This is a genomic window from Marinilactibacillus sp. GCM10026970 (assembly GCF_042660675.1).
Taxonomy (GTDB): Bacteria; Bacillota; Bacilli; order Lactobacillales; family Carnobacteriaceae_A; genus Marinilactibacillus.
In genome coordinates this window covers 23,456-49,609 of record NZ_JBHSUL010000033.1, presented here as the reverse complement: position 1 = coordinate 49,609, position 26,154 = coordinate 23,456, and the positions used below count along the sequence as shown (strand labels likewise).

23 protein-coding genes, 1 other RNA gene and 1 other annotated feature are annotated in these 26,154 nt (G+C 37.1%); of the genes, 19 read left to right on the top strand and 5 right to left on the bottom strand.

Annotated features, from left to right (window positions below; genetic code table 11):
• The first annotated feature begins 70 nt into the window (after positions 1-70).
• The 10 genes from radC to rpmA all read left to right on the top strand — a co-directional run bounded on the left by radC (position 71) and on the right by rpmA (position 6,806).
• Complete coding sequence (gene radC, locus ACFP65_RS10520) at positions 71-760, top strand: RadC family protein (protein WP_379918405.1); 690 nt, start codon at positions 71-73, stop codon at positions 758-760.
• A 263-nt stretch (positions 761-1,023) separates the two neighbouring features.
• On the top strand, positions 1,024-1,224 hold the full coding sequence (locus tag ACFP65_RS10515) for a cold-shock protein (RefSeq protein WP_034302391.1): 201 nt from the start codon (positions 1,024-1,026) through the stop codon (positions 1,222-1,224).
• Between the two features lie 309 nt (positions 1,225-1,533).
• Positions 1,534-2,544 carry a rod shape-determining protein gene (locus ACFP65_RS10510; RefSeq protein ID WP_379918402.1) on the top strand — a complete coding sequence of 337 codons (1,011 nt, stop codon included), beginning with the start codon at positions 1,534-1,536 and terminating at the stop codon, positions 2,542-2,544.
• 179 nt (positions 2,545-2,723) lie between these two features.
• Complete coding sequence (mreC, locus tag ACFP65_RS10505; RefSeq protein WP_379918400.1) at positions 2,724-3,572, top strand: rod shape-determining protein MreC; 849 nt, start codon at positions 2,724-2,726, stop codon at positions 3,570-3,572.
• A 2-nt stretch (positions 3,573-3,574) separates the two neighbouring features.
• The gene (gene mreD / locus ACFP65_RS10500) at positions 3,575-4,114 is read left to right on the top strand and encodes a rod shape-determining protein MreD (protein WP_379918398.1); all 540 of its coding nucleotides are present in this window, start codon (positions 3,575-3,577) and stop codon (positions 4,112-4,114) included.
• Positions 4,115-4,179: 65 nt separating this feature from the next.
• A complete protein-coding gene (locus ACFP65_RS10495; RefSeq protein ID WP_379918396.1) occupies positions 4,180-4,869 on the top strand; it encodes a septum site-determining protein MinC in 690 nt (229 codons plus the stop codon).
• On the top strand, positions 4,862-5,653 hold the full coding sequence (minD, locus tag ACFP65_RS10490) for a septum site-determining protein MinD (RefSeq protein WP_379918395.1): 792 nt from the start codon (positions 4,862-4,864) through the stop codon (positions 5,651-5,653). The genes ACFP65_RS10495 and minD overlap by 8 nt, the downstream gene beginning before the upstream one ends.
• Positions 5,654-5,705: 52 nt before the next feature.
• Positions 5,706-5,782, top strand: a sequence feature (ribosomal protein L21 leader region).
• 52 nt (positions 5,783-5,834) lie between these two features.
• Positions 5,835-6,146, top strand: a complete 312-nt coding sequence (gene rplU / locus ACFP65_RS10485) for a 50S ribosomal protein L21 (RefSeq protein WP_379918393.1) — start codon at positions 5,835-5,837, stop codon at positions 6,144-6,146.
• 18 nt (positions 6,147-6,164) lie between these two features.
• Entirely contained in the window at positions 6,165-6,503 is a 339-nt protein-coding gene (locus ACFP65_RS10480) for a ribosomal-processing cysteine protease Prp (protein WP_379918391.1), read from the top strand.
• A 27-nt stretch (positions 6,504-6,530) separates the two neighbouring features.
• The gene (rpmA, locus tag ACFP65_RS10475; protein WP_305067565.1) at positions 6,531-6,806 is read left to right on the top strand and encodes a 50S ribosomal protein L27; all 276 of its coding nucleotides are present in this window, start codon (positions 6,531-6,533) and stop codon (positions 6,804-6,806) included.
• A gap of 169 nt (positions 6,807-6,975) precedes the next feature.
• On the opposite strand, the gene ACFP65_RS10470 is transcribed toward rpmA, so the two are convergent.
• On the bottom strand, positions 6,976-8,307 hold the full coding sequence (locus ACFP65_RS10470) for an ISL3 family transposase (RefSeq protein WP_379918389.1): 1,332 nt from the start codon (positions 8,305-8,307) through the stop codon (positions 6,976-6,978).
• Positions 8,308-8,653: 346 nt separating this feature from the next.
• Between ACFP65_RS10470 and ACFP65_RS10465 the strand changes: the two genes are divergently transcribed.
• Together ACFP65_RS10465 and ACFP65_RS10460 are read left to right on the top strand one after the other, a co-directional pair.
• Positions 8,654-9,667 carry a class I SAM-dependent methyltransferase gene (locus ACFP65_RS10465; RefSeq protein WP_379918387.1) on the top strand — a complete coding sequence of 338 codons (1,014 nt, stop codon included), beginning with the start codon at positions 8,654-8,656 and terminating at the stop codon, positions 9,665-9,667.
• A 25-nt stretch (positions 9,668-9,692) separates the two neighbouring features.
• Entirely contained in the window at positions 9,693-10,880 is a 1,188-nt protein-coding gene (locus ACFP65_RS10460) for an acetate/propionate family kinase (RefSeq protein ID WP_379918385.1), read from the top strand.
• A gap of 60 nt (positions 10,881-10,940) precedes the next feature.
• Here the strand turns inward: ACFP65_RS10460 and ACFP65_RS10455 are convergent, their stop codons facing one another.
• The 3 genes from ACFP65_RS10455 to ACFP65_RS10445 form a co-directional block, all read right to left on the bottom strand.
• Entirely contained in the window at positions 10,941-11,402 is a 462-nt protein-coding gene (locus ACFP65_RS10455) for a universal stress protein (protein WP_379918383.1), read from the bottom strand.
• A 155-nt stretch (positions 11,403-11,557) separates the two neighbouring features.
• Positions 11,558-11,746, bottom strand: a non-coding RNA gene (ssrS, locus tag ACFP65_RS10450) — 6S RNA.
• Positions 11,747-11,854: 108 nt separating this feature from the next.
• Positions 11,855-13,117, bottom strand: a complete 1,263-nt coding sequence (locus ACFP65_RS10445; RefSeq protein ID WP_379918381.1) for a replication-associated recombination protein A — start codon at positions 13,115-13,117, stop codon at positions 11,855-11,857.
• A gap of 187 nt (positions 13,118-13,304) precedes the next feature.
• On the opposite strand from ACFP65_RS10445, the gene gshAB reads away from it, so the two are divergent.
• The 5 genes from gshAB (at position 13,305) to ACFP65_RS10420 (ending at position 21,023) form a co-directional block, all read left to right on the top strand.
• Entirely contained in the window at positions 13,305-15,587 is a 2,283-nt protein-coding gene (gshAB, locus tag ACFP65_RS10440) for a bifunctional glutamate--cysteine ligase GshA/glutathione synthetase GshB (protein WP_379918379.1), read from the top strand.
• Between the two features lie 49 nt (positions 15,588-15,636).
• The gene (locus tag ACFP65_RS10435; RefSeq protein ID WP_379918377.1) at positions 15,637-16,782 is read left to right on the top strand and encodes a cysteine desulfurase family protein; all 1,146 of its coding nucleotides are present in this window, start codon (positions 15,637-15,639) and stop codon (positions 16,780-16,782) included.
• Positions 16,783-16,826: 44 nt separating this feature from the next.
• On the top strand, positions 16,827-17,168 hold the full coding sequence (locus ACFP65_RS10430) for a hypothetical protein (RefSeq protein ID WP_379918375.1): 342 nt from the start codon (positions 16,827-16,829) through the stop codon (positions 17,166-17,168).
• Between the two features lie 146 nt (positions 17,169-17,314).
• Complete coding sequence (gene mnmA, locus ACFP65_RS10425) at positions 17,315-18,439, top strand: tRNA 2-thiouridine(34) synthase MnmA (RefSeq protein ID WP_379918373.1); 1,125 nt, start codon at positions 17,315-17,317, stop codon at positions 18,437-18,439.
• A gap of 145 nt (positions 18,440-18,584) precedes the next feature.
• A complete protein-coding gene (locus tag ACFP65_RS10420; RefSeq protein WP_379918371.1) occupies positions 18,585-21,023 on the top strand; it encodes an ATP-dependent RecD-like DNA helicase in 2,439 nt (812 codons plus the stop codon).
• Positions 21,024-21,082: 59 nt separating this feature from the next.
• On the opposite strand, the gene ACFP65_RS10415 is transcribed toward ACFP65_RS10420, so the two are convergent.
• Positions 21,083-21,994 (bottom strand): diacylglycerol/lipid kinase family protein, encoded by a 912-nt coding sequence (locus ACFP65_RS10415; RefSeq protein WP_379918369.1) that lies wholly within the window; start codon positions 21,992-21,994, stop codon positions 21,083-21,085.
• Between the two features lie 159 nt (positions 21,995-22,153).
• On the opposite strand from ACFP65_RS10415, the gene ACFP65_RS10410 reads away from it, so the two are divergent.
• Entirely contained in the window at positions 22,154-23,035 is an 882-nt protein-coding gene (locus ACFP65_RS10410) for a YitT family protein (protein ID WP_379918367.1), read from the top strand.
• 358 nt (positions 23,036-23,393) lie between these two features.
• Positions 23,394-26,039, top strand: a complete 2,646-nt coding sequence (gene alaS, locus ACFP65_RS10405) for an alanine--tRNA ligase (RefSeq protein ID WP_379918497.1) — start codon at positions 23,394-23,396, stop codon at positions 26,037-26,039.
• Positions 26,040-26,154: the final 115 nt, after the last annotated feature.

Below are 26,154 nucleotides of genomic sequence, written 5' to 3'. Positions count from 1 at the left end.
ATTTTTCGTAAGTATATAGAAGAGAGAGGTGATCATTTACCTCTCTCTTTTTATATAGAGGAGGACTTTGATGACCGTCTTGACGCAAAAATTTATAGATGTACCAGAACAATCTAGACCAAGAGAGCGACTGAATGAATATGGTGCGAAGGCTCTCGCAAACCATGAGTTGCTTGCGATACTCCTAAGAACTGGGACTAGAAATTTGAACGTACTACAGCTCAGTATGAATGTTTTATCTGAATTTGATGATTTGTTTTCTCTTCGTCATGTTAGTGTGGAAGAATTGATGAGAATCCAGGGGATTGGAAAAGCAAAGGCGATAGAGTTGATCGCGGCAATTGAATTGGGTGGACGGGTCGCAAGAGCTTCTCAGATCAAAGAAGGCACGGTGACTTCAAGTTCATATATAGGTAATCTGCTTCAAGAAGAATTAGGAGGATTGCATCAAGAGCATGTTATGGCAATCTATCTGAATACAAAAAACGAAATTATAAAAAAAGAAACGGTATTTAAAGGTAGCTTGAATAGTTCTGTTGCGCATCCGAGAGAAATTTTTAGAGGTGCAGTGAAATATGCTGCAGCGAGAATTATCATAGCGCACAATCATCCTTCCGGAAATCCAGATCCTTCAGAAGCGGATATTTCTTTTACTGAAAGAATGACTAAAGCTGGCGAAATGATAGGGATTGATTTACTAGATCATATTATCGTTGGGGAAAATTCTTATATCAGTTTAAAGGAGTGTGGACTGATCTAATTCTATAACCGTACATAAAATTGGTAAAATAAAAATCTCTTTTTTCGAGAAAGCGTTAGTAAAAAGTTTATAAATTTCAAAATTAATTTTAGGTAAATTTTATTTAATTGATGTAATTGCTTGCGTTATTAAAAAAAGCATGGTATAGTTTACTTAGCATTTTGTTAGGGAAAGAAAAAAGATATGTGTAATAACATTCCGATTCGTTACCATAGCAATAATGTGAAATATAATGTGCTTACGGCACGAGGAGGAAAAGTAATATGGAAAATGGTACAGTAAAATGGTTTAACGCAGAAAAAGGTTTTGGCTTCATCGAACGTGAAGGTGCAGATGATGTATTCGTACACTTCTCAGCTATCAACGAAGAAGGATTCAAATCATTAGAAGAAGGACAAGCTGTAACTTTCGACATCGAAGAAGGCGCACGCGGACCTCAAGCTGCTAACGTAGAAAAAGCTTAATTAAACTTAAAAATTTTCAACCGAGAGAGCGTCTAACGCCCTCTCGGTTTTTTAATTACCCAGAAAAAATTTTATCTTTAAGCGTTACATAGAATCTATAGGCAATCTTCATGTCCTATGTTAGAATTAAGCAACAATTTGAGTTTCTTCTATCAAATTGGTGTCAAATATAAAAAAAGAATTAAAGTCACAATCTAGTAGTGAAAAATTCTTTGTAAAAGGGTACAATGAAGCAATGAATCTTTGCAATTAAACGAATGAATATCTAACAAAGATCGTAATGTTTTATTTTGAGAGGGGAACGAACACGTGCGTTGGTTTAACAAAAAAGGAATCGGGATTGATTTAGGCACAGCGAATACAAATGTTTACGTAGAAGGAAAAGGTATCGCTATAGGAGAACCTTCCGTTGTTGCCAAAGATAATACAACAGGAGAAGTCGTTTCAGTAGGTCTAGACGCTCAGAAAATGATCGGCCGTACTCCTGGAAGTATTGTAGCTATCCGTCCAATGAAAGATGGCGTTATCGCAGATTACGATACAACGATTGCGATGATGGAATACTTTATTTCTAAAGGAACAGGCAAAAAAAATTCTAAGCCAAGTGTCATTGTATGTGTACCTGGTGGAGGAACTGAAGTAGAAAAAAGAGCCATTATTGATGCAACTAAAATGGCAGGCGCAAGTGAAGCATTCTTAATCGAAGAACCATTTGCTGCTGCAATCGGAGCAGGTTTACCAGTCAATGATCCTACCGGAAGCATGGTAGTAGATATCGGAGGCGGTACAACAGACGTTGCGACGATTTCACTGGGCGGTATCGTCAGTAGCCGTACAATTAAAATGGCTGGAGATCAGATGGATATTTCAATCATCCACTATATCCGTAATAAATATAATTTATTAATTGGAGAAAGAACGGCTGAATCTGTGAAAATGGAACTTGGTTGTGCTTCAATTGAAGCAGCAAAAGAACTGGGTTCTACAGATATCCGTGGTAGAGATTTATTGACAGGTTTACCAAAAACTATTGAAATCTCAGCTGTAGATATTGCTGAAGCTATTCAAGAAGTTGTAGACAGCATTGTCATTGCTGTTAAAGGAACGCTTGAAGATACCTCTCCAGAAATCTCAGCAGATGTTATTGATAGAGGAATCGTCTTAACAGGTGGAGGCGCCATGCTGAAACACCTAAGTGAAGTGATTGCAGAGCAAACTGAAGTGCCAGTGTTTGTTGCGAATGATCCATTGAACTGTGTAGCAATTGGTACTGGAGAAGCTTTAAATCATTTAGATCTTTACCGTAAACAAAGCAGATAATTAAATTGGATAACTGAAATAGGCGGGAAGGGCTACTTCCCGCTTATTTATTGAATTCAAGTAAAGTGAAAAACTGTTCAGAGATGATCTGATTTTTTTATAGATGACTTTATAAAAACTACGAATATGCTTGGAATTATGGTAAAATGACCAAAGCTATAGTATTTGAGGTGTGAGAAGTGAACCAATTTTTTACAAACAAAAAAATGATCGTATTATTAGTGAGTGTTATATTATTTGTGTCTTTACTGTCTTTATCTTTGACGCAAGTCGGTTCATCTAATTTTGTACAGCAGTTTACAAACGATATCACTGCCGTTACAGGACGAATTTTTGCTAAGCCAGTTAATGCGGTGAATGATCTTTTCGGTTCGATTGATCGGTTACAAGATACTTTTGAAGAAAATCAGCGATTAAAAAAAGAAATTGACCGTATTTATGAAACACAAGCTGAACTTGCAGTATTAAGAGACGAAAATCAAATCATGCAAGAGGAACTGGATTTACAGAATTCTTTAACAGATTTCCAGACAATTACTGGATCCGTCATTTCTAGAAATCCCGACTCTTGGGTTGATCAAGTGACCATTGATCGGGGAAGTCAAGATGGTCTAGAAAATGGTATGTCTGTTATGTCTAATAATGGTTTAGTTGGGAGAGTTATTGAAACCAACCCGACAAGTTCGAAAGTCGTTCTTTTGACAAATCTTGAAGGATCTTCAAATCAAGTTTCTGCGGAAATTTTATCAGAAGAAGTGATTAATGGGCTTATCAGCGGTTACGATGTTGAATCCAATCGATTAATCATGACTCAAATAACATCTACTGCTGAAATTGCAGAAGGAGAACAAGTGATTACTTCCGGTTTGGGAGGATCTATACCTCGTTCACTGGTTATTGGAACGGTAGATGAAGTTACAATGGATGACCATGGACTAGCACAAAGAGTTTATATCAAACCAGCTGCAGATTTTGAACATATTCGATATGTGACGATTATCAATCGTACTGCTGAAAGCGGGGAATAAGAATGAGTCAATGGAAAAAGATTCTTTATTCCCTCATACTCCTTTTAGTAGCCCTGCTACTAGATGGAGGGCTAACGGCTCAATTAAAAGCGGTATTCACAACGGACGTAGGGACAATTGTTCCAAGACTCACAGTACTCGTGTTACTGATCCTTTCTTTCTATCTGAGCTTTAAACATATTATATGGCTCTCTTTGATTATGGGATTTTTATATGATAGCTACTATACTGGGTATTTAGGTATCTATATGGCTACATTTACATTGATCGCCTATGTGATTCTTCAACTTAGAAGTTATTTCAAGCCCAATTTATTGATTTATGTACTGTTAAGTGTCATCGTGATTACACTTTTAGAGTTTTTTGTATTTGGAGTATACCGCGCCATCAACATTACGCAGCTATCTATGCAACTTTTCATTGTAGAACGTCTGGGAATCAGTTTACTTTTCAATGGAATTATGATGTTAGTCATAGGGTATCCTGTGGATAAAATAGGCCAGAAGGTCGTACAAAAAGAAGAAATAAGATTCAAAAGATAAGTGACATTTAATAGGAACGATAAGTGAAATAAGGAATGCCAATCTTTATTACAGAGGTGAAAAACTTGCAGAAGATTGTAACGCTTAAAGGAACTAAAGATGGATTTCAATTACTCGTTGATCAGTCAGCTGCGTTTCTTACAATCGTTGAAGAAACGACGAAATTAATTAATCCATTAAAAAAAGAAGCGACAGCCGCGAAACCAATTGAATTGACGATCAAGACTGGAAATCGATTGTGGAACGAGAAAGAAAAAGAAGAAATCAGAACGTTGATTGAAGAAAAGTCCTATTTGAAAATCAAAGCGATTGATTCAGAAGTCGTTAAAATACAAAGAGCTTTAGAGTGGCATGATGAAGTGAGCACGAAGCTTGAAGTCAGTACTGTCCGCAGTGGTCAAATCATCGATGTAGAAGGTGATTTACTATTAGTTGGTGGAGTACATCCAGGTGGGACTGTTAAAGCGTCCGGTAGTATCTATATTATTGGAGACCTCAGAGGTATTGCTCATGCGGGTACGAAGGGTAAAGAACAAGCTGTTGTTATTGCTAATTTTTCTTACAATGCACAAGTTCGTATTGCTGACCATGTCCATGTAGTCGATACTGCTGAAAAAGAAATGCAGGATACTGCAGCGAAATTTGAAGTGGTTTATCTAGATGATTTACATATTTTGAGAGTGTCGCCACTCAATGAATTGAAAAAGATTAGACCAGAATTAGGAAATGTTACAGGAGGATTAATCAATGGGTAAAGCCATCGTTATAACATCAGGTAAAGGCGGAGTTGGAAAAACAACTTCAACGGCTAATATTGGTACTGCATTAGCGCTACAAGGGAAAAAAATCTGCCTAGTCGACATGGACATTGGATTAAGAAATCTCGATGTTATACTAGGTTTAGAAAATAGAATTATATATGATATCGTAGATGTAATTGAAGGACGAGCTAAGCTCCACCAGGCCATTATCAAAGACAAAAGATTCAATGATCAGCTATTTCTACTACCAGCAGCTCAGCATGCGGATAAAAACGTCATCAATGAAGATCAGATGATTGAACTAATTAGCGAGTTGAAGAAAGATTATGATTATGTACTCATCGACTGCCCAGCTGGAATCGAACAAGGATTTAAAAACTCAATTGCAGCAGCAGATGATGCTATCCTTATCACTACTCCAGAAATCTCGGCCATCAGAGATGCAGATAGAATCATAGGCTTAGTAGAACAGACTAAGATTGGTTCACCAAAACTAGTCATTAACAGAATTAGAAAGCGCATGATGCAACAAGGTGATGTCATGGATATAGATGAGATTACGAGACATCTTTCTGTTAAGCTTCTAGGAATTGTTTTTGAAGATGATGAAGTCGTCCGTTCTTCAAACAAAGGAAATCCAGTTGCATTAGATCCAGATAATATCTCTTCTCAAGGATATAGAAATATAGCACGAAGAATTCTTGGAGAAACGGTACCTTTAATGACGCTTAAAGAAGAAAAGAAATCTTTCTGGCAAAAGATATTTAACAAAAACTAATTGACTTGAATGGTTCGTTTTGGTATGATAATAACGTTGTATTTGTGCCGCACCACAGCTACAACCGCTCGTATATGAGTTTTCAAGATCTGATTAAGGTCACTTATAACGGCGAGTCTTAGTGCAATAGAGAGCATGGCGTTATGCAGTGTGCTCTACTAAATAAGGAGGTGCAACAAACATGTATGCAATCATCAAAACAGGTGGCAAACAAATCAAAGTAGAAGAAGGAAAAGCAGTCTTCGTTGAAAAATTAGAGGGTGAAGCTGGAGATTCTGTTACTTTTGGTGAAGTATTGTTTGTTGGAGGAGACAACGCAATCGTTGGAACTCCAACAGTTGAGGGAGCTTCAGTAGAAGCTATCATCGAGAAACAGGGACGTGCTAAAAAAGTTACTACGTTCAAGTATCGTCGTAGAAAAGACTCTCATACTAAACGTGGACATCGTCAACCATACACTAAAGTAACAATCAACTCGATTAAAACAAAGTAAGTGAAAGAAGGATTTTAAATGATTCAAGCGCATTTTGATCGTTTGAAGAATAACCAAATCATTTCTATCGAGATTTCTGGTCATGCTGAATCTGGTCCATATGGACAAGATCTTGTATGTGCCGCAGTTTCGGCGCTTAGTATTGGAGCGATAAATAGTATAATAGAGCTGGCTAAATTGACACCTTCTATTGATATCGATGAAGAAAATGGAGGCTATCTTTCCATGACTCTTCCAGACAATCGATCTGAAGAACAGTCTAATGTAGCTCAGATTTTATTGGAAAGTTTATTGCTATCGCTTAAAAGTGTACAGGAAGAGTCCCCAAAATATATCAATATTAAACAGACTAAATAAAGATGGAGGTGCATTCTAATGTTGAAAATGAATTTACAGTTGTTCGCACACAAAAAAGGTGGCGGTTCTACAACTAACGGTCGTGACTCTCAATCAAAACGTTTAGGCGCTAAACGTGGAGATGGTCAAGTCGTTTCAGGTGGTTCAATTTTATTCCGTCAACGCGGAACTAAAATCTATCCTGGAGAAAACGTTGGAAAAGGCGGAGACGACACTCTATTTGCAAAAATTGATGGCGTTGTTCGTTTCGAACGTAAAGGTAAAAACAAAAAACAAGTATCTGTATATCCAGTAGCTAACTAATTTAACGGACTAATTCGTTAAGAAGTTTGCCTGAACGGAAACTATAAGGAATTATGAGGACCTAAGTTAATGGATCCTCATAATTCCTTTTTTGGGTTCTATGTCAATTAGCGTTGGTGAAGAATAAAGCTAGAAAATAATCGTACTTGGAAGAGAACAGATAGTTAGCTTATGCTGCTATGTGTTCTCTTTCTTTTTCGATCATTTTGAGTTTGTTTCTGATTGGTTTTAAATTGAAGTGCAATATAATACGATTTTTATAGTGAATAAAGTTCCTGTAGCCATAGGCTACCCGGTTTAAGACTTTGATTTTGTTATTGATTCCCTCTATCTTTCCATTGTTATAAGGATAGTAGAAGGTGTTTTGAATATAAGGGAAATGAGCTCTCAACGTTTTTAAACTGGTTTTCATATATCCAGATAATTCAGGGGAAGCTGGTTGGTCTAAAATAGCTCTTAATTGATTTGAGTCATTTTCTTCAACGGACTTAAGGACAGCTTGATAAACTCCATACGTTGTTTTTAGTTCTGGATCATAGGCCAACATCTCTGAAACAATCGCTGCTTCTAAACGTTGTCCAAACAGTGGAAAGTATTGATAAGTAGTATAAGATAATTCTGTCTCTTTCTTTAGAAGTTTCTTCCAGAACCGTTTTAATCGTCTATATTTCTTTTGATCTTCTCCATTAGAGGTTCGAAGTCGATTCATGACTTTTACGCGCGTCTTGTTCATTGACCGGTTCACGAGCTGAACGATATGAAATCGATCAATAATGATATCAGCGTTTGGAAATAGCTCTGGAAGGAAACTGACGTAACTCGCATTCATGTCTGTCGTGATTGTTTTGACTTGGTTTCTTTGTTTCTGACTGTATCGAGAAGAAAAGTGCTCTTTGATTGTACGCGTATCTTTACTGGGTAGAATATCTAATATTGTGCCCGTTACGACATCGATATACTCAAAAGCCATTTGTCCCTCACCGTACTTGAATTCATCCACTGACAAGTTCTCTGGCAATGAATGATAGTAAGGTTGATAATACTTCACTTGTTTATTGATGATTCTTTGAATGGTTGTGGCAGAGACAGTCATCTCTTCAGACAAGCTCTTGATTGAACGGGCGTCAGCTGACTTTGTCAGTATTTCTGCTTTGATGAAGTTAGAGATAAAACAATGTTCTTTTACGATTGGAGTTTCTGCAGTAAACGTTGATTCACAAGATTTACACTTGAACCGCTGCTTTTTCACTCTGAGATAGGTCGGATAAATACCAGACATCGGAAACGTAATTCTAGAGGTCTGAGTCCCATTTTTATAGATAGTGAAGTTCTTGTTTGGCGTCTGACATTTCTTGCATTCCGTAGGAATATAGGTCAGTGTACAATCTATAAATTTACATTTCATCTGTTTATGTACGCCATAAGAAACACAGTTATCGTTAAAGATTATATTTTTGTCTTGAATATCTAGTACTTTTTGCATATCATTTGAAGTAGGCAAGTGAGTTCCTCCTAAGGATGTTGGTTTTGGTCGACTATTATTCTACAGGAGAACTCACTTGTTTTCTAATTTAAGCAAAGAAAAATAACGTTAGTGAATTCTCACCAACGTTATTTATTATAGAACCCTTTTTTGTTGGTGTGAATCCTTATTTTAATCCCTTGAGAAAACCAATAGAATCAGTTAAAATGAATATGTTACAGAGTTTAATTTTTCGATTACTTGACCGATTATTTCGTAACGCACACGTTTAGCAACAAAAGCTATTTTTCTCGATTCCAATTCTAGATTCTAGCTTGACGTGTACGGAATGAATTGTCTTAGTCTTGTAGAAAGGCGGGCTAAAGTGTCGACAGAACATATCGAATCTGTTTACCAAGTTCTGGATCAATCTGCTATGATGCTTAAAGAAGATCTTCAGGTCTCCTACATGGAAGCGTTGATTGAAACAGGAGAAAATTTGCTGGATAACAAAACCGTTCGTATTCTGGATGGTAAACCGTCCAAGTACACTCAAGATGAACTTGAAGCTCTGTATGAGCAAGTAGATCTTTCAGAAATCGCTTCAAATGAATTGAGACAGGCAATACAACTCTCAATATTGAGAGGAATGCGTGAAGATTTTGTTCAAGCAAACCACCAGATGACACCAGACTCTATTGGATCATTGATGGCTTACTTGGTAGAAGTCTTAGCGCCACCGAAATCAGAAACACCGTATCATTTACTGGATCTATCTATAGGAACGGGGAACTTGACCTATACACTCTTTCATTTTTTGAATAGAGACAATAGAATCATTCAACTTTCAGGAATAGATAATGATGAGTTACTCTTGTCGTTAGCTGCTACTAGTGCTGCTCTTCAGGATGTAACTATTAGCTTAACGCTCCAAGATGCTTTAAGTAATCTGCTCATTGAACCAGCGGATACAATTGTATCCGACTTACCAGTAGGATATTATCCGTTAGATGAACAAGCTGAAAAGTTTGAAACTTCTTTTCCGACAGGACACTCCTTTACCCACCATTTAATGATTGAACAAGGAATGAACTATCTGAAAGAAGGGGGCTTTGGGTTTTATCTGGTACCTTCAAATATTTTTGAATCAGAAGAAGCCAAAGATTTACTTGCATTTATCCAGAAAGTAGGACACTTTCAAGGAATGCTTACATTACCTAAAGAATTATTCAAAACAGAACAGTCCAAAAAATCTATATTAATTGTTCAAAAAAAAGGTGTGGGTACGCAACAAGCTAAAGAAGTCTTGTTAGCAACTGCTCCTGATTTTAAGAACTTATCAGCTATGCAAGACTTAATAGCTGAAATAACGCAATGGAAACATAATTTTCTGAACTAAATTAACTATAAAAGGAGAGACATGCATGTCTAAGACAATCGCTATTAACGCTGGAAGTTCCAGTTTGAAATGGAAACTTTTTGAAATGCCTGAAGAAACTGTACTAGCTTCTGGTATAGTAGAACGTATCGGATTGAACGATTCGATTTTTACAATTAAATACGGTGAAGGTCAAAAATATAAAAAAGTATTAGATATTAATGATCATGAAGTTGCCGTTGAAATGTTACTAAAACAATTAACTGAATTGAATATTATTGAAGACTTCGATGAAATTACGGGTGTTGGACACCGTGTTGTAGCTGGTGGAGAAATTTTCCAAGATTCAGCACTTGTTACAGATGAAGTCATTGATCAAATCGAAGACTTATCTGAATTCGCACCATTACACAATCCTGCTAACGCAACAGGAATTAGAGCTTTCCGTAAAATTTTACCGGAAATTACAAGTGTAGCGGTATTTGATACTTCTTTCCACCAAACAATGCCGAAGGTAAATTATATGTATAGTATTCCAATGGAATATTACAAAAAGCATAATGCACGTAAATATGGTGCCCACGGAACAAGTCATAAATATGTAGCGGAACGTGCTGCTGAAATGATGGGTAAACCAATTGAAGAGCTTAAAATCATTACATGTCATCTAGGTAATGGGGCTTCAATTACTGCTGTTGATGGAGGTAAATCTGTTGATACGTCAATGGGATTCACACCTTTAGCGGGGGTAACAATGGGTACTCGTTCTGGGGATATCGATGCTTCACTACTTCCATTCTTAATGGAAAAAGAAGGTATTGATAACATTAACGACATGATCTACATTTTGAACAATGAATCTGGCTTAAAAGGTCTTTCTGGAATCTCAAGTGATATGCGTGATCTTGAAGATGCAGAACATACAAATGAAGATGCTGCCTTAGCGCTTCGCATTTTTGAAGATAGAGTTAGAAAATATGTAGGTTCATACGCAGCAACTATGAACGGTGTAGATGCAATCGTATTTACTGCCGGTATTGGTGAGAATGGTGTTGAAACACGTGAGAACGTAATCAACGGTTTAACATTCTTAGGAGCTGAAATTGATACTGAGAAAAATGATGTTCGTGGAGACGAGCGCTTTATCTCTACTGAGGATTCTAAAGTTAAAGTCTTACTTGTTCCAACTGATGAAGAAGTTATGATTGCTCGTGACGTTGAAAAACTTAGATAATAACTAAATAAAAAGCACATTGCCTTTATGAGGAAGGGCGATGTGCTTTTTTGTATATTGTCATTTAATTAAGTTATTTTTTATATCTGTTCTAACGACCAATACATCACAATCTGCATGTCGAATGACGTATTCAGAAACAGAACCTACAAATATTCGCTCAACAGCATTGAGTCCTGTAGCACCTAGCATAATCAAATCGACATCATTGGACTCTGGAATTTGTTTGGCAACCATTATTTTGGGAGAGCCATATTCAAGTACAATTTTAACATTAGAGACGCCGTCTTTTTCAGCTTCAGCTTTGTATTGTTCTAAAGTGTTCTGCGCTTCTTCCCTTGCATTATCAGCAATGGATCCGTCAAAAGTAGAAAAAGACTGATAAGCACGTGTGTCGATAACATGAGCTAAAACTAGAGAAGCACGATTTCGTTCGGCAACAGCAACGGCTTTCTTGAAAGCTTTTTCGGCTGCTTGAGAACCATCAACAGCAACGAGTATTTTATTGTATTCTTGTAACATAGGGATTCCTCTCCTTTGTATTCAAGTTTTCTGTATTTGTATACTTATATTATACAAGAAAAAATATAGATTACGATAATAGTTTAACCTTTTTTTGAAAACCAAGGTATAAAAAAACCACTTTAGTTCCCTAAAGTGGTTCAATCGCTAAGTATAAGAAATCCGATGGTGCCGGTAGATTGTCGTGTTTGGTTGAACCCGCAATATAGCAGGTGGGCTTCACCGGAAAAATATCTGACTACCAAGTGATAAGGCATGTCATGAATTCTTCCTTCAGAATCCCAGGTTTTAAAGAATATGTTCGGTCAACACAGTAGCCGACAACGCGTACACCTCAGAAATCTTACTCTTATAATAGCATCGAATCTTAACTTTGTCAATCAATTGAATTACATGATTAAAACAATATAAGCAAAATAATTCATTGTAACCGTTTGTTCGTTTGATTGAGTTTAAGAATTGTACTTGTTATATTGTTTTGATAAGGCTTCCTCAAATTTACTTTTTGAATTGGGTATATAGTAAAGGGCGCCATCTAGCGAATCAGGTAAATATTGCTGTTCTACCCATGAATCAGGATAAGCATGCGGATATTTATAGGTGACTCCCCGATCAAGCTCACTTGCTCCTTTATAATGACTATCTTTTAAGTGGTTAGGCACGTGTCCACTTTTTCCTTGCCTAACGTCTGCAAGTGCTTGATCGATTGCAGAAATAGCGGAATTTGACTTTGGAGAAAGTGCTAATTCAATGACTGCATTTGCTAACGGAATTCTTGCTTCGGGGAACCCTAATTTTTCTGCAGATTGAACGGCTGTTACAGCTCGAGCAGCACCAGCAGGATTGGAGAGACCGATATCTTCGTAGGCAATAACCATTAATCTTCTACAGATAATTTGAAGCTCTCCTGCCTCAACCAGTCGTGCCATATAATGCAAGGCGGCTTGAACATCACTACCTCGAATAGATTTTTGAAAAGCTGAAATAACATCGTAATGTGCATCACCGTCTTTGTCATGGGTAAGCACTTTTCTTTGCAAGCATTCCTCGGCTATCTCTAATGTAATACGAATAATACCCTCATGATCTACAGGAGTTGACTCAGCAGCCAGTTCAAGAGCATTCAGGGCACTTCTAAGGTCTCCGTTCGTTGCTCTAGCAAAATGCGTTAGAGCCTGCTCATCTACAACGAGCGATAGCTTGCCTAGACCACTTTCCTTATCAAATAAGGCTCTGTTCAGTGCCGATTTGATTTGTTCTTCGGATAGTGGCTGTAATTCAAATATTTGTGATCGACTTCTAATAGCCGGGTGAATAGAAATATATGGATTTTCTGTTGTAGCACCAATCAAGATAATGCGACCATTTTCAAGGTGAGGTAAGAGGAAATCCTGTTTTGGTTTGTCTAAACGATGAACCTCATCTAATAACAAAATAACCGTTCCACTCATTTTTGCTTCTTCAACAACGATTTGTAAGTCTTTCTTTGAATCGGTCGCTGCATTGAGCATTCTAAAAGCATACTGAGTTGATCCTGCAATGGCACTTGCAATACTGGTTTTTCCAATTCCTGGCGGTCCATACAAAATCATAGAAGATAAGCGTTTAGCTTCAACCATACGCCAGATAATTTTTTCTTTCCCTACTAGATGTTTTTGTCCAACAATCATATCTATAGAAGTTGGTCGCATACGATAAGCTAACGGCTGACTCAAACTAGCAGCTCCTTTCAATTTCATTATAGATAGTATAACACGAGAAAAATAGAATCTCTAACTTTAGTGAACACCCGTTTGTGTGAATATATCATATTTATGGCAATCTTATACTGTCTAGACGTACTACTTTGTGATACTATGTATAGTGAATTAGTTCCAAAAAGGGAATAGATGAGGGCATGATATGATGGATATTAAAGGAATAATTAACAATAATCGATTAAATAAAAGTGTAATGCAAGGATCTTTTGGTATTGAAAAAGAAGGTATTCGTGTGGATGAAGAGCAGCGACTTTCGCTAGAAGACCATCCTGCAGTTTTTGGGGATCGTTCGTATCATCCCTATATTCAAACTGATTTCAGCGAAGCGCAGCTGGAAGTTGTAACACCACCAATGACATCTCTCGATGAAGCATTCAAGTGGATGAAAGCATTAAATGATGTTACCCAGCGTTCCGTTCGTGACAGTGAATACGTTTGGCCATTTAGTATGCCAGCAGTTTTACCCGACACAAAGCAGATTCCAATTGTAAGAGTTAGTGATCAAAGTGAAGTAGCTTACAGAGAAAAACTTGCAAAAAAATATGGAAAGAAAAAGCAATTGATTAGTGGTATTCACTATAATTTTGCATTTTCAGATGATTTTATCCAAGCTGTTTTCGAAAATCAAGAAGCGTACAAATCGGCTAAAGAAGTCAAGGATGAAATTCACCTTAAGTTAGCGCGTAATTTCTTAAGTCATCAATGGATAGTGACCTATCTATTTGGTGCGGCACCTTTCGCACATGAGTCCTTCTTTGAAATAGATAAAAAGGAATACATTTTAAAGGATCCGATTCGTTCTATCCGAAATAGTCAGCATGGCTATCACAACACCAACGATATCGTTGTTCGATACGACGAATTACAGCACTATGTGCAAGATGTTGAAGATATGGTCGCAAAAGGCACTCTTAGTGAAGAACGAGAATTTTACGGAGCGGCTAGACTACGAGGTAAATCCAAAAAAATTGGTCGTATGATCGAGACAGGTATTGAGTATGTTGAGTTCAGACCGTTTGATATCAACCCTTATAGCGCTCTTGGATTAACAAAAGAACAAGCAACGTTCATTCATCTGTTTTTTGTGCACATGATTTGGATGGAAGATTCCAAAGATCCAGTTAAGATTCAAGAAGGAACTCGTAAGAATGAAGAAGTGTCTGTAGAAAATCCTTTTAGTCAAACAAAATACTATAAAGAAGGTCTTGAGCTTTTAGAGACTATGAAGCAAATGGCAGAAGAACTCAGCTTAGATGCAGTGTATCATGAAGTAGTGGATACGGCTATAGAACAGTTCAACTCTCCAGAAAAAACACTTGCTGCCCAATTGACCGCTCAAATAGGATCAGTGGATCAGTATCTTGAAGTTGGAAAAGTACTTGGACAAGGATATAAAAAAGAAGCAAATAAAAAACCTTATCTTCTTAGCGGTTTTGAAACGATGGAAATGTCTTCTCAATTATTGATTTTCGATACACTACAAAAAGGTATTCGATTAGAAGTTTTGGATGAAGTCGACCAATTTTTGAAGTTGTCCCATAAAGGACACGAAGAGTATGTGAAAAACGGAAACATGACGGCAAAAGATACCTATATTTCACATTGGATCATGGAAAACAAAACGGTCACGAAAAAAATTCTCAAAAGCAAAGGATTCAAAGTACCTGGTGGAGAAGAGTACCAAACTAAAAAAGATGCGCTTGATGATTTTTATAAATTTAAAGATCGTTCCATAGTTGTTAAACCTAAGTCAACTAATTATGGATTAGGTATTACGGTATTTAAGCATTCTCCAAGTATAGAAGACTTTGAAGAAGCCATTGATATTGCATTTAGTGAAGATGCTTCGGTGCTCGTGGAAGACTTTGCAGCTGGAACAGAATATCGATTTTTTGTACTTGATGGTAAAGTAAAAGCTGTCTTATTAAGAGTTCCTGCAAATGTAACGGGTGATGGTAAACGCTCCGTACGTGAACTGATTGAGCAAAAAAACGAAGATCCTTTAAGAGGAACAAAGCACAGAGCACCTCTTGAGAAGATACAATTAGGTAACATTGAAAAATTAACGTTAAAAGAACAAGGCTATACTTTTGAAAGTATTCCTGAAAAAGGTGAAACAGTTTATCTAAGAGTAAATTCAAATATTTCGACTGGTGGAGATTCTATCGATTTTACAGATGAAATGGACGAAAGTTATAAATTACTGGCAGAAAAAATGGCTGTACCTATTGGAGTAAAAGTAACCGGAATTGATTTGATTATCCCGGATTATACAAAACCTAGTACAGAAGCTGATCCTGGATACACAGTTATTGAAGCCAACTTCAATCCAGCCATGCATATGCATGCGTTTGTGTCTCAAGGAAAAGGTAGAAGACTAACAGTAGAAATTCTTAAAATGCTGTTTCCAGAGGTTTATGTATAAGTCAGTACCTGTTGATTTCCCAAGGAACGCATAGAAAGAAAGTGACATAATGAATCAATCTGTTTATTTAGATTACGCAGCAACAAGTCCGATGCATCCAAAAGTCATTGATGAAATGTCAGAGGCCATGCGCAGTCATTTTGGAAATGCCTCTAGTACGCATCAGTACGGGCGACTTAGTAGAGGGTTATTGGATGAAGCAAGAATTGTTTTTGCGAAGAGTATTCAAGCAAAGCCTAATGAAATTTTGATGACAAGTGGTGGCACAGAAAGTGACAATACGGCTATCTTGAAGACTGCTGAAAAGTTCGGTACAAAAAAGCGTCATATTATTACAACTAATGTAGAACATCAAGCTGTATTGAAACCAATGGAATATTTAGAAGCATTAGGATATGAAGTGACTTATTTGCCTGTCAATGAAGAAGGGTTCGTTACAGCTGATCAAGTGGAACAAGCTTTAAGGGAAGATACCTTTCTGGTTTCAATCATGTTTGGTAACAACGAAGTCGGCACAGTCATGCCCATAGCTGATATTGGCCAATTACTGAAAAATAAAGAACAGCCCATTGTGTTTCATACGGATGCTGTTCAAGCTTACGGTTCAAAAGCTATCGATGTTAACCAGTTGAACGTTGACTTGTTATCTGTTTCTGCACATAAAATTGGTGGACCAAAAGGCATCGGATTTTTATATTGCAGAGAAGGACTTTCCTTACCGAGTCTGATTCTTGGTGGAGAGCAAGAAACTAAAAGACGAGCAGGTACAGAAAATATCCCAGCTGTCGTCGGATTTAAAACAGCTGTCGAATTAATGTTAAGAAATCAAACTCAACGCGTTCAAAATTATTTAGAGTTAAAGACACGACTAGTGAATCAATTAGAAAAAGCCAATATTGCCTATAAGGTTAATGGGAATTTGGAAAAGTCATTACCTCAAATCATCAGCTTACATCTAACGGGAGTAAACGCAGAGCGGATGTTGATCAAGTTGGATCTTTCCGGCATAGCAGTATCGGCCGGATCAGCGTGTACAGCGGGGAATATTGATCCAAGTCATGTACTCACAGCTATGTATGGAGAAAAGCATCCAGCGATTAGTGAGACCATTAGAATCAGTATGGGATTTGAAACGAAAGAACAAGATATCGACAGACTCGTTACAGTATTAGATAAAGAGATCAACAACCAGTGAGCACAAAAGGAAAAAATGAGTTTCAATGATAAGGAGAGCGTAAAATGGCCACTAAATTAATCGACAGTCTAACAGGAAGCAAGGATCAGTATAAAGTAAATGACCAAGCAAAAAGGTATACTTTAAAAGACCACGGATTTATTGAAACTAAAAATGGGTCTTTTCAGTATGAAAGAACATTAAGTAGCGTAATTTCCGATAAAACAGCACCTAAATTAAAAATTACAATTTCAAAAGATTTAAAAGAATTAAAGCTCGTAACGGTCACAGCAAATGGATTAAAGAAGATAGATATTTTTAAAGACACTGACCTTAAACAAGCTCAATTGATGGTTGAAAATATTTTAAATACCTTTGTAGAAGAGTCCGTACTAGAAAAAGTATAAATAATCATCAAAGCAGTCTTATCAGATTAAAATACTTTTAAACAACTTGATTTCTTCTTTTAAGTAAGTATAATGATAAAGACTGAAACTTACGAACCTTCAATTCGTGTATAGTTCAGAATCTAAACTGAAATGATGGTGATTTTATGACTGACAACTCGAAAACTAGAGTCGTCGTCGGAATGAGCGGAGGAGTGGATTCTTCTGTAACAGCTTTGTTGCTCAAAGAACAAGGTTATGAAGTTATAGGCGTATTCATGAAAAACTGGGATGATACAGATGAAAATGGCGTTTGTACGGCTACCGAAGACTATAAAGACGTCGCATTAGTCGCAAACAAAATTGGTATACCTTATTATTCTATCAACTTCGAAAAAGAATATTGGGACAAAGTATTTACGTATTTCTTAGATGAATATAAAAAGGGCAGAACACCAAACCCAGACGTAATGTGTAACAAGGAAATCAAATTCAAAGCATTCCTTGATTATGCAATGGAATTAGGTGCAGATTACGTGGCTACAGGTCACTACGCTCGTGTTACGCGAGATGAAAATAATGTTACACACTTGCTAAGAGGACTAGATAATAATAAAGATCAAACGTATTTTTTGAATCAATTATCTCAAGAACAGTTATCAAAAGTGATGTTCCCGTTAGGCGATATGGATAAGAAAGAAGTTCGTAGAATAGCTGAAGAAGCAGATCTTGCAACAGCGAAAAAGAAAGATTCCACTGGGATCTGTTTTATCGGAGAAAAAGATTTCAAACAATTTTTAATGAATTATCTTCCAGCACAACCGGGTAATATGGTGACATTGGATGGAGAAATCATGAAACAACATGATGGTTTGATGTATTATACGATTGGTCAGAGAAAAGGTCTTGGGATCGGTGGGAATGGTACTTCTAATGAGCCATGGTTTGTTATCGGTAAAGACTTGGAAAAAAATGAATTGTATGTCGGACAAGGATACGAACATCCAACGCTTTATGCCACTCATTTAGATGCAAGTGATTTTTCTTTCACTAACCATGAAGAAAAACCAGAAACGTTTCACTGTACTGCTAAATTTAGATACAGACAAACGGATGTTGGCGTAACGGTACACCTTGATAAAGAACAAGGAACAGCGCAAATTGAGTTTGATGAGCCAGCTCGTGCAATCACACCTGGACAAGCAATCGTTTTGTATGATGGAGACGAATGTATCGGTGGCGGATTAATAGATGCTGCTTACAGTAAAGAAACTGAACTACAATATGTTTAGTAACAGTTAAATAACTGAATAAGTAAGGAGATAAATGGTCAGCCATCTATCTCCTTTTTTATTTTAGTGTATACTGATTTAAGTCAGGCACTAGAAAAACAGCTGTGATTTCGATAAAATAGTAAAGGCGAAAACGAGGAGGGATATGATGGAAGAAGAAACGCTTCGATTAGAAGATCATCAAGAGAAATACATCAACGGAGAAGTGTTGGCTATTTATTTTTCCAGTCCTTCGAACTTTTTCAAGGTGATGCTCGTGTCTGTTACGGAGACAAATACTACGTATGACAGTACGCAAGTAGTCGTTACTGGTAGTTTCGGACAAGTGCATGAGGGGGAAAGTTATCGTTTTTTTGGAAAACTTACGGAGCATCCAAAGTATGGACTTCAATTCTTAGCGGATCGCTATGCAAAAGAACAGCCTTCAAGTGGTCAAGCCGTTGTTTCATACTTATCCAGTAGTCGATTCAAAGGTGTTGGAAAAAAAACGGCAGAAACTATTGTCGATACACTGGGTGACGGTGTCCTAGATTTGATTTTAGATGACCCCAATCAACTTGACCGAGTCCCCGGTTTGAATCAAACAAAAAAACAAATGATCATAGACGTTCTTGATAAAGAACAAGGGATGCAAAGAGTCGTCCTCGCTTTAAATAAATACGGTCTAGGAAATCAGTTAGCTTATAAGGTTTATCAGAAGTACGAAAGTAAAACCTTATCTGTTATTCAAGAGAATCCTTACCAGTTAATAAAAGAAATCGAAGGAATTGGGTTTAACCGTGCGGATCTGATTGCCGAAGAGATCGGAATCAAGTCGGATGCACCTGCTAGAATTCAAGCAAGCATATTGTATTCTATTCAAGAACTTACATTAAGTGATGGAGATACATATGCTTCTAGCAAACCACTTCTTCAGAAAACCATACAGGTGCTCGAAGAAAGTCGACCATTTATTATTGATCCTGAAATCGCTGCGGACAATATTATTGCGCTGGTTCAAAACCAAGAAATCATTCAAGATGAGGACCGCTTTTATATTCCTTCCTTGTATGCATCTGAGTGGGGAATCGCAACATCAGTAGAGAGACTAATCGAGCATGCTAGTAAGATTGCTCATTCAAAAAAGACTATCCACAAAAAACTCATAAAACTTGAAAAAACTATGGGTATTACCTATGGAGATTCTCAAAAGAATGCCATTGAAGAAGCGCTTAAATCACCGATTTTTTTACTTACAGGTGGACCAGGTACTGGAAAAACGACCGTGTTAAATGGTATTGTGACACTTTTTGCTGAACTGAATGATTTGTCACTTGACCCGAATGAGTACAAAGACGAAGCATATCCTATTCTACTGGCGGCACCCACTGGAAGAGCAGCTAAACGTATGAAAGAAACAACAGGATTGCCCGCCTCTACCATTCACAGATTACTAGGGTTAACGGCTACAGATGATGAAGAAGATCTTGGTGATCATGATCGTAACTTGAAGGGGAAACTACTCGTAATCGATGAAATGTCAATGGTTGATACATGGCTTGCTTATCAGCTACTCAAAGCTGTTCCCAGCGATATGCAAGTAATTATGGTTGGAGATAAAGACCAACTCCCCTCTGTAGGGCCAGGGCAGGTTTTAAGAGATTTTCTCGAAAGTGACGTTGTACCCCAGAAAGAATTGAAAGATATTTATCGTCAGGGAAATGATTCTTCCATTATTCCTTTAGCACATAGTATCAAGGAAAACAAACTACCAGACGATTTCAGAGAAAAGAAAATCGATCGTAGCTTTTTCCCTTGTTCAACCAATAAAGTACTGGATGTTATCACACAAGTTGTATCAAGAGCGATTGAAAAAGGTTTTTCGGCTCAAGATATACAGGTCTTAGCACCTATGTATAAAGGACCTGCTGGTATCAATACATTAAATAAGCATTTACAAGATTTGTTTAATCCAAATCCAAATGGTGAAAAAAAAGAAATGAAATTCGTAGACAGTGTCTATAGAATCGGCGACAAAGTACTGCAACTCGTCAATGATCCTGAAAGAAATGTATTCAATGGGGATATGGGGATGATTACAGGAATTATTCCAGCTAAAGAATCTGAAACGAAGACGGACAATCTGGTTATTGACTTTGAGGGAAATGAAGTAACCTATCTCAGAAATGAATGGAATAAAATCACGCTCGCATACTGCTGTTCTATTCATAAAGCACAAGGAAGCGAATATAAGATGGTCATCTTACCGATGGTCAATGGCTACCGTAGAATGTTGAAAAAAGACTTACTTTATACCGCAATCACACGTGCCAGTCAGATCTTAATTTTATGCGGAGAAGAAGCAGCCTATAGAAATAGTTTACACTCTACAAGTATGCTGAGAAAAACGACGTTAAAAGAAAGATTACTAGCGGAAGATCCTCTAAGTATTGAAGAGTCTGAAGAGTTCACAACGGTTGAAGAGACTGAAAAACAAGATAATCAGACTGAAAAGCAATCCAAATACCTTACTCCAGCTATGGTTGATAACAATGAGGTGGATCCGCTTATTGGGATGGTTGGTATAACGCCTTATAGTGAATAATAAAACGCCTAAGAAGACGATTTTGAGCCTTCTTAGGCGTTTATAGTTATTACCATAGTTTAATGGATCCAAAAGGCCCTTTTCTTGCTTGAAATGGTATAGTCCCCATAAATTTCTTTTAACTCACCATCACGTTGTCCGTATTGATGAGACTGTACGTGTATAGTGTAATCTGCCATTTTAACTACATGCATTTTTTTATGAGCAAGGTGATCTTTTTTTAAGATAACTCTAGTGAGTAAAGACAAAAGTTCGCTAAAAGATACTGTTTCAGCAATCACGAGTTCAAATACACTATCAGTTGGATCGGCTTTTGGGTGAATCGGAATTCCTCCACCGAAATACCGATGATTCACACAGACAGCTAATAGTATATTTGAGAATTCCAAAGAATGTTTACCCGTATCAATACTGATATTAAAGGGTTTTTGTTTAAAGTAGGCAGATAGAATCGAGCTGAAATATGCTGCATTACCAATAATTTTTTTTAATTTCGATTCAGCTAAAGAATGGATAACCATTCCATCAATTCCAACCCCAAAACTGTTTAAAGCATATGAGCGGGTGTGTTTATGTTGAATTTCAATGATATCGAGTTGTCTAGGTATTGTCGTTTCAAGCATATATTGAATAGATGCCTGAATTGTCAGAGGAATGTTATGAGAACGAGCAAAATCATTTCCGGAACCTGTTGGAATATAGCCAATAGGACAATCAGTATGTATTGATTCTAATCCATTAATAACTTCACTAAGCGTACCGTCTCCACCAACCACCACTAGTAGATTATGGATTGGTAACGTCGGGGCAAGCGAACGAGCTAATTCGAAAGCATGACCAGAATATTGAGTTTTGTGGACAGTATAAATATAACCTTGTTCGTCAGAATACTGTTTGATCTGCTTCAAAGCTTTATGACCATTTCGTGAATATTCGTTTAGTATGTAAGTAAACTGTAGGTTTGTATTCATGGAATCACTCCATTCTTTATATAACAGTAGTATACGGTATCCAAGGTCTTTGTAAACCCTACTATGATAAAATACTCATGAATCCGCCAACAGGGTTGAGAAAGTGATTTACATAATGATAGAATGATTCGAGTTACTAACGAATTGAGGAGGAATGATATGCTAAAAATAGCAAGACGATTTACTTTAAGTGCAGTCGATTATGTTTATATCGTGATTGGATGCTTGATTACGGCAGTTTCTTTTCAAGTATTTTTACTACCAAATGAAATTGTATCTGGAGGGATAACAGGGCTATCGATTATAGCCAATAATCTTTATGGATGGACTCCAGCAGTTTTTCAGTATGCGGTCAATATTCCTTTACTGATAGTATGTTTCGTATTACTAGGTAAAGCCGCAGGATACAAAACGATTCTTGGAAGTATGCTGCTACCTTTTTATCTGATTTTTCTTGAAGATTTAGCCCCTCTAACAAATGATCCTTTACTAGCAGCAGTTTTTGGTGGAGTATTCACAGGACTAGGATTAGGAATTGTATTTCGTGCTAAGGCCACAACTGGTGGAACAAGTATTATTGTTCAGATTTTATATCAATATGCTCGCCTTCAATTCGGGCTGAGTACTGTCTTGGTAGATGGAGCAGTGATTTTCTGCGCATTAATTGTATTTGATCCAGAAACAGTTATGTATTCACTGATTGCTTTATTCATCATTTCAAGAACGATTGACTTGGTACAGCTTGGTTTCAATCGAAACAAAAATATCTTTATTATTTCTGATAATCCAAAAGCCATCAAACAAGAAGTTTTGCATACCCTACAAAGAGGCGTTACAAACCTTGGTGTACGTGGAGGATATGGAAATACTGAAAAAGATATGCTAATGGTCGTTATCCAAGAAAGAGAGTTCACACTCTTGAAAGAAACGGTATTGGAAGTTGATCCGGATGCATTCGTCGTTGCAATGAGTGCAAGCGAAGTATTGGGTAGAGGATTTTCTCTGCATAAACAATTCAATGTAGATGAGCCGTTGTTATAAATATACCTTTAGATTATTTGATAAACGGTCTAGATTTTCAGCAAGTATTGACTGTATTTGAAAACTAGGCTATACTCATTTTAATGAAACTATAGGATATAGTTGATGGAAAGCTATTTAAGAGAGATTCTTATCACGGTGGAAAAGAATCATAGCGAACCTTTAATTGCTCCCTATTGTACTGTGTGAGAAATCATACCGCTTTCTTGGCGTTAACAAGACTTAAGAGGTAATGACAAACTGAGTAAAGTCATTGCAAACGAGGTGGTACCGCGCATAATACGTCCTCGTGAGCAGTGTTCTTTAGTCAGTTTTTTTGTGTGATCAAAAGTTAAAAGACGAGAGGATAGATTTGAAAATGAAACAAGTAAACAGTTCTGAATTAAGACAACTCTATTTAGATTTTTTTGCAGAGAAACATCATAAAATTGAAAAAAGTGCATCTTTAGTACCGATTGAAGATCCGTCACTATTATGGGTCAATTCTGGGGTTGCTACAATGAAAAAATATTTTGATGGTTCTGTGAAACCAGAAAATCCTAGACTTGCAAGCTCACAAAAAAGTATTCGTACCAATGACATCGAAAACGTTGGTAAGACAGCAAGACACCATACTTTATTTGAAATGCTTGGCAACTTTTCTATTGGTGATTATTTCAAAACAGAAGCTATCGAGTGGGCTTGGGAATTTCTTACAAGTGAAAAGTGGATGGCTATGGATCCAGAAAAGTTGTATGTAACCGTCTATCCTGAAGACAAAGAAGCGTATAAAATCTGGAATGAAGTCGTTGGACTAAGTGAAGATCATATCGTTGAAGAAGAGGGGAATTTCTGGGATATCGGTGAAGGCCCTTGTGGACCTAACTCTGAAATTTTCTATGACCGTGGACCTGAATACAATGATTTGTCAGAAGATGATCCGGAAAGTTATCCAGGAGGAGAAAATGAACGCTGGTTAGAAATCTGGAATTTAGTCTTTTCTCAATTCAATCACAAACCGGATGATACCTATGACCCACTTCCAAACAAAAATATTGATACGGGTATGGGACTTGAAAGAATGCTATCTGTTGTTCAAGATGTACCAACAAACTTTGAAACAGACTTGTTCATGCCGATTATTCAAAAAGTAGAAGAAATTTCTGGAAAAACGTATACAGATGCAAAGAACAAAGGAATGAGTTTTAAAGTGATTGCAGACCATGTGCGTGCAATTACATTTGCAATTGGAGATGGCGCATTACCTTCTAATGAAGGACGTGGATATGTATTAAGACGCCTACTCAGACGTGCTGTTATGCACGGCCGTAAGTTAGGTATTGAGAAACCGTTCTTAACCAAACTAGTTCCAGTGGTAGGCGAAATCATGCAAGAACACTACCCTGAAGTACTAGAAAAGGCTGATTTTATTACAAAAGTCATTTCTAATGAAGAAGATCGATTCCATGAGACTCTGGCTGAAGGTCTAGGAAGACTCAACGAAATCACTGAGCACATTCAAAAAAATAAAGAAACGGTTATTAGTGGAGAAGATGCATTTCAGTTATATGATACATTTGGATTCCCAATTGAGTTAACAGAAGAAGTAGCGGATGAACAAGGTTTAACAGTAGATATCAGTGGATTTGAGAAAGAGATGGAGAAACAGCGCGAACGTGCGAGATCTGCTCGAAGTGATGAAGGATCCATGTCTGTTCAAAGTAATCTACTAACTTCTCTGGATAAAGATAGTGAGTTTATTGGGTATAACAATATCCAGTCCGAAGCGACTCTTGAGACTATATTATTTGAAGAAGCTTTTCAGGATAGAATCTCTTCTGGTAGCAAAGCTAGACTTATATTCGATGTAACACCTTTCTATGCTGAAAAAGGTGGGCAAATTGGAGATACTGGTCAAATCAAAAATCAATCTGGAGAAGTTGTGGCTAAGATAGAAACGGTTAAAGCAGCTCCAGCAGGACAACCCCTTCATGAAGCAAACATATTAGCTGAAATGAAAACAGGAGAAGTCTATACATTAGAAGTTGATCGTAACCGCCGAAACTTGATTGAAAGAAATCACACAGCAACACACTTATTGCACCAAGCGCTTAAAGATGTCCTTGGAGATCATGCCAATCAAGCTGGTTCATTAGTAACACCAGACCAGTTAAGATTTGATTTCACTCATTTTGGACAAGTGACAGATCAGGAATTGAAGCAAATGGAAGAGATTGTAAACCAGAAGATATTTGAATCACTTTCTGTTTCTACTGTTGTGACTTCAATTGAAGAAGCTAAAAAACTTGGCGCAATGGCACTTTTCGGAGAAAAATATGGTGATAGCGTCCGCGTTGTAATGATTGGAGAATATTCCAAAGAATTTTGTGGAGGCACCCATGTTTCAAATACATCAGATATCGGTTTATTCAAAATTGTATCGGAATCTGGTATCGGAGCAGGTACAAGAAGAATCATTGCTAAAACCAGTGAAGGTTATTATAGATGGATGGAAGGCCAGCTAGCATTATTACATGAAACAAGTGCAATGGTTAAAGCTCAGACGATTGAAGAAGTGCCTAATAAGGTTTCTCAATTATTAACAGAATTGAAAGAAGTTAAACAAGAAAATGAATCATTGAATGCTAAAATGGCCAATGCTCAAGCGGATGACGTATTCAAACAAATTGAAGAAGAAGCTGGAATGACGTTTATAGCACAAGAAGTTCAGGTTAAAGATATGAATCAATTACGTCAACTAGCAGACAAGTGGAAGCAAGAAGTTTACTCAGATGTACTGGTATTAGGATTGAAAAATGAAGATAAAGTTAATTTGATTGTTGCAATGAGCGATAAAGCTATAGCTGCCGGCCTCAAAGCAGGGAATTTAATCAAAGCGATTGCTCCTAAAGTTGGTGGTGGCGGTGGTGGACGCCCTGATATGGCTCAAGCCGGCGGTAAAAACCCAGAAGGACTTGCAGATGCTCTAAGTGCTGTACAGAATTGGATTCTAGAAAACCAATAAGTTAATCAAAGATATCTTTTCAGATATGTAGTTTAGAGAATCCCCTAGAACAATACGAATAAAAGGGATTTCTTGATTTCACTATATAATAGGCAAACCGTTTATTGGTCATTGT

Excerpts from the sequence above, each read along its gene's own strand:
- radC (WP_379918405.1), top strand. The coding sequence starts at position 71 with ATGACCGTCTTGACGCAAAAATTTATAGATGTACCAGAACAATCTAGA.
- ACFP65_RS10515 (WP_034302391.1), top strand. The coding sequence starts at position 1,024 with ATGGAAAATGGTACAGTAAAATGGTTTAACGCAGAAAAAGGTTTTGGC.
- mreD (WP_379918398.1), top strand. The coding sequence starts at position 3,575 with ATGAGTCAATGGAAAAAGATTCTTTATTCCCTCATACTCCTTTTAGTA.
- minD (WP_379918395.1), top strand. The coding sequence starts at position 4,862 with ATGGGTAAAGCCATCGTTATAACATCAGGTAAAGGCGGAGTTGGAAAA.
- rplU (WP_379918393.1), top strand. The coding sequence starts at position 5,835 with ATGTATGCAATCATCAAAACAGGTGGCAAACAAATCAAAGTAGAAGAA.
- ACFP65_RS10480 (WP_379918391.1), top strand. The coding sequence starts at position 6,165 with ATGATTCAAGCGCATTTTGATCGTTTGAAGAATAACCAAATCATTTCT.
- rpmA (WP_305067565.1), top strand. The coding sequence starts at position 6,531 with ATGAATTTACAGTTGTTCGCACACAAAAAAGGTGGCGGTTCTACAACT.
- ACFP65_RS10460 (WP_379918385.1), top strand. The coding sequence starts at position 9,693 with ATGTCTAAGACAATCGCTATTAACGCTGGAAGTTCCAGTTTGAAATGG.
- ACFP65_RS10455 (WP_379918383.1), bottom strand. The coding sequence starts at position 11,402 with ATGTTACAAGAATACAATAAAATACTCGTTGCTGTTGATGGTTCTCAA.
- gshAB (WP_379918379.1), top strand. The coding sequence starts at position 13,305 with ATGATGGATATTAAAGGAATAATTAACAATAATCGATTAAATAAAAGT.
- ACFP65_RS10435 (WP_379918377.1), top strand. The coding sequence starts at position 15,637 with ATGAATCAATCTGTTTATTTAGATTACGCAGCAACAAGTCCGATGCAT.
- ACFP65_RS10430 (WP_379918375.1), top strand. The coding sequence starts at position 16,827 with ATGGCCACTAAATTAATCGACAGTCTAACAGGAAGCAAGGATCAGTAT.
- mnmA (WP_379918373.1), top strand. The coding sequence starts at position 17,315 with ATGACTGACAACTCGAAAACTAGAGTCGTCGTCGGAATGAGCGGAGGA.
- ACFP65_RS10420 (WP_379918371.1), top strand. The coding sequence starts at position 18,585 with ATGATGGAAGAAGAAACGCTTCGATTAGAAGATCATCAAGAGAAATAC.
- ACFP65_RS10415 (WP_379918369.1), bottom strand. The coding sequence starts at position 21,994 with ATGAATACAAACCTACAGTTTACTTACATACTAAACGAATATTCACGA.
- ACFP65_RS10410 (WP_379918367.1), top strand. The coding sequence starts at position 22,154 with ATGCTAAAAATAGCAAGACGATTTACTTTAAGTGCAGTCGATTATGTT.
- alaS (WP_379918497.1), top strand. The coding sequence starts at position 23,394 with ATGAAACAAGTAAACAGTTCTGAATTAAGACAACTCTATTTAGATTTT.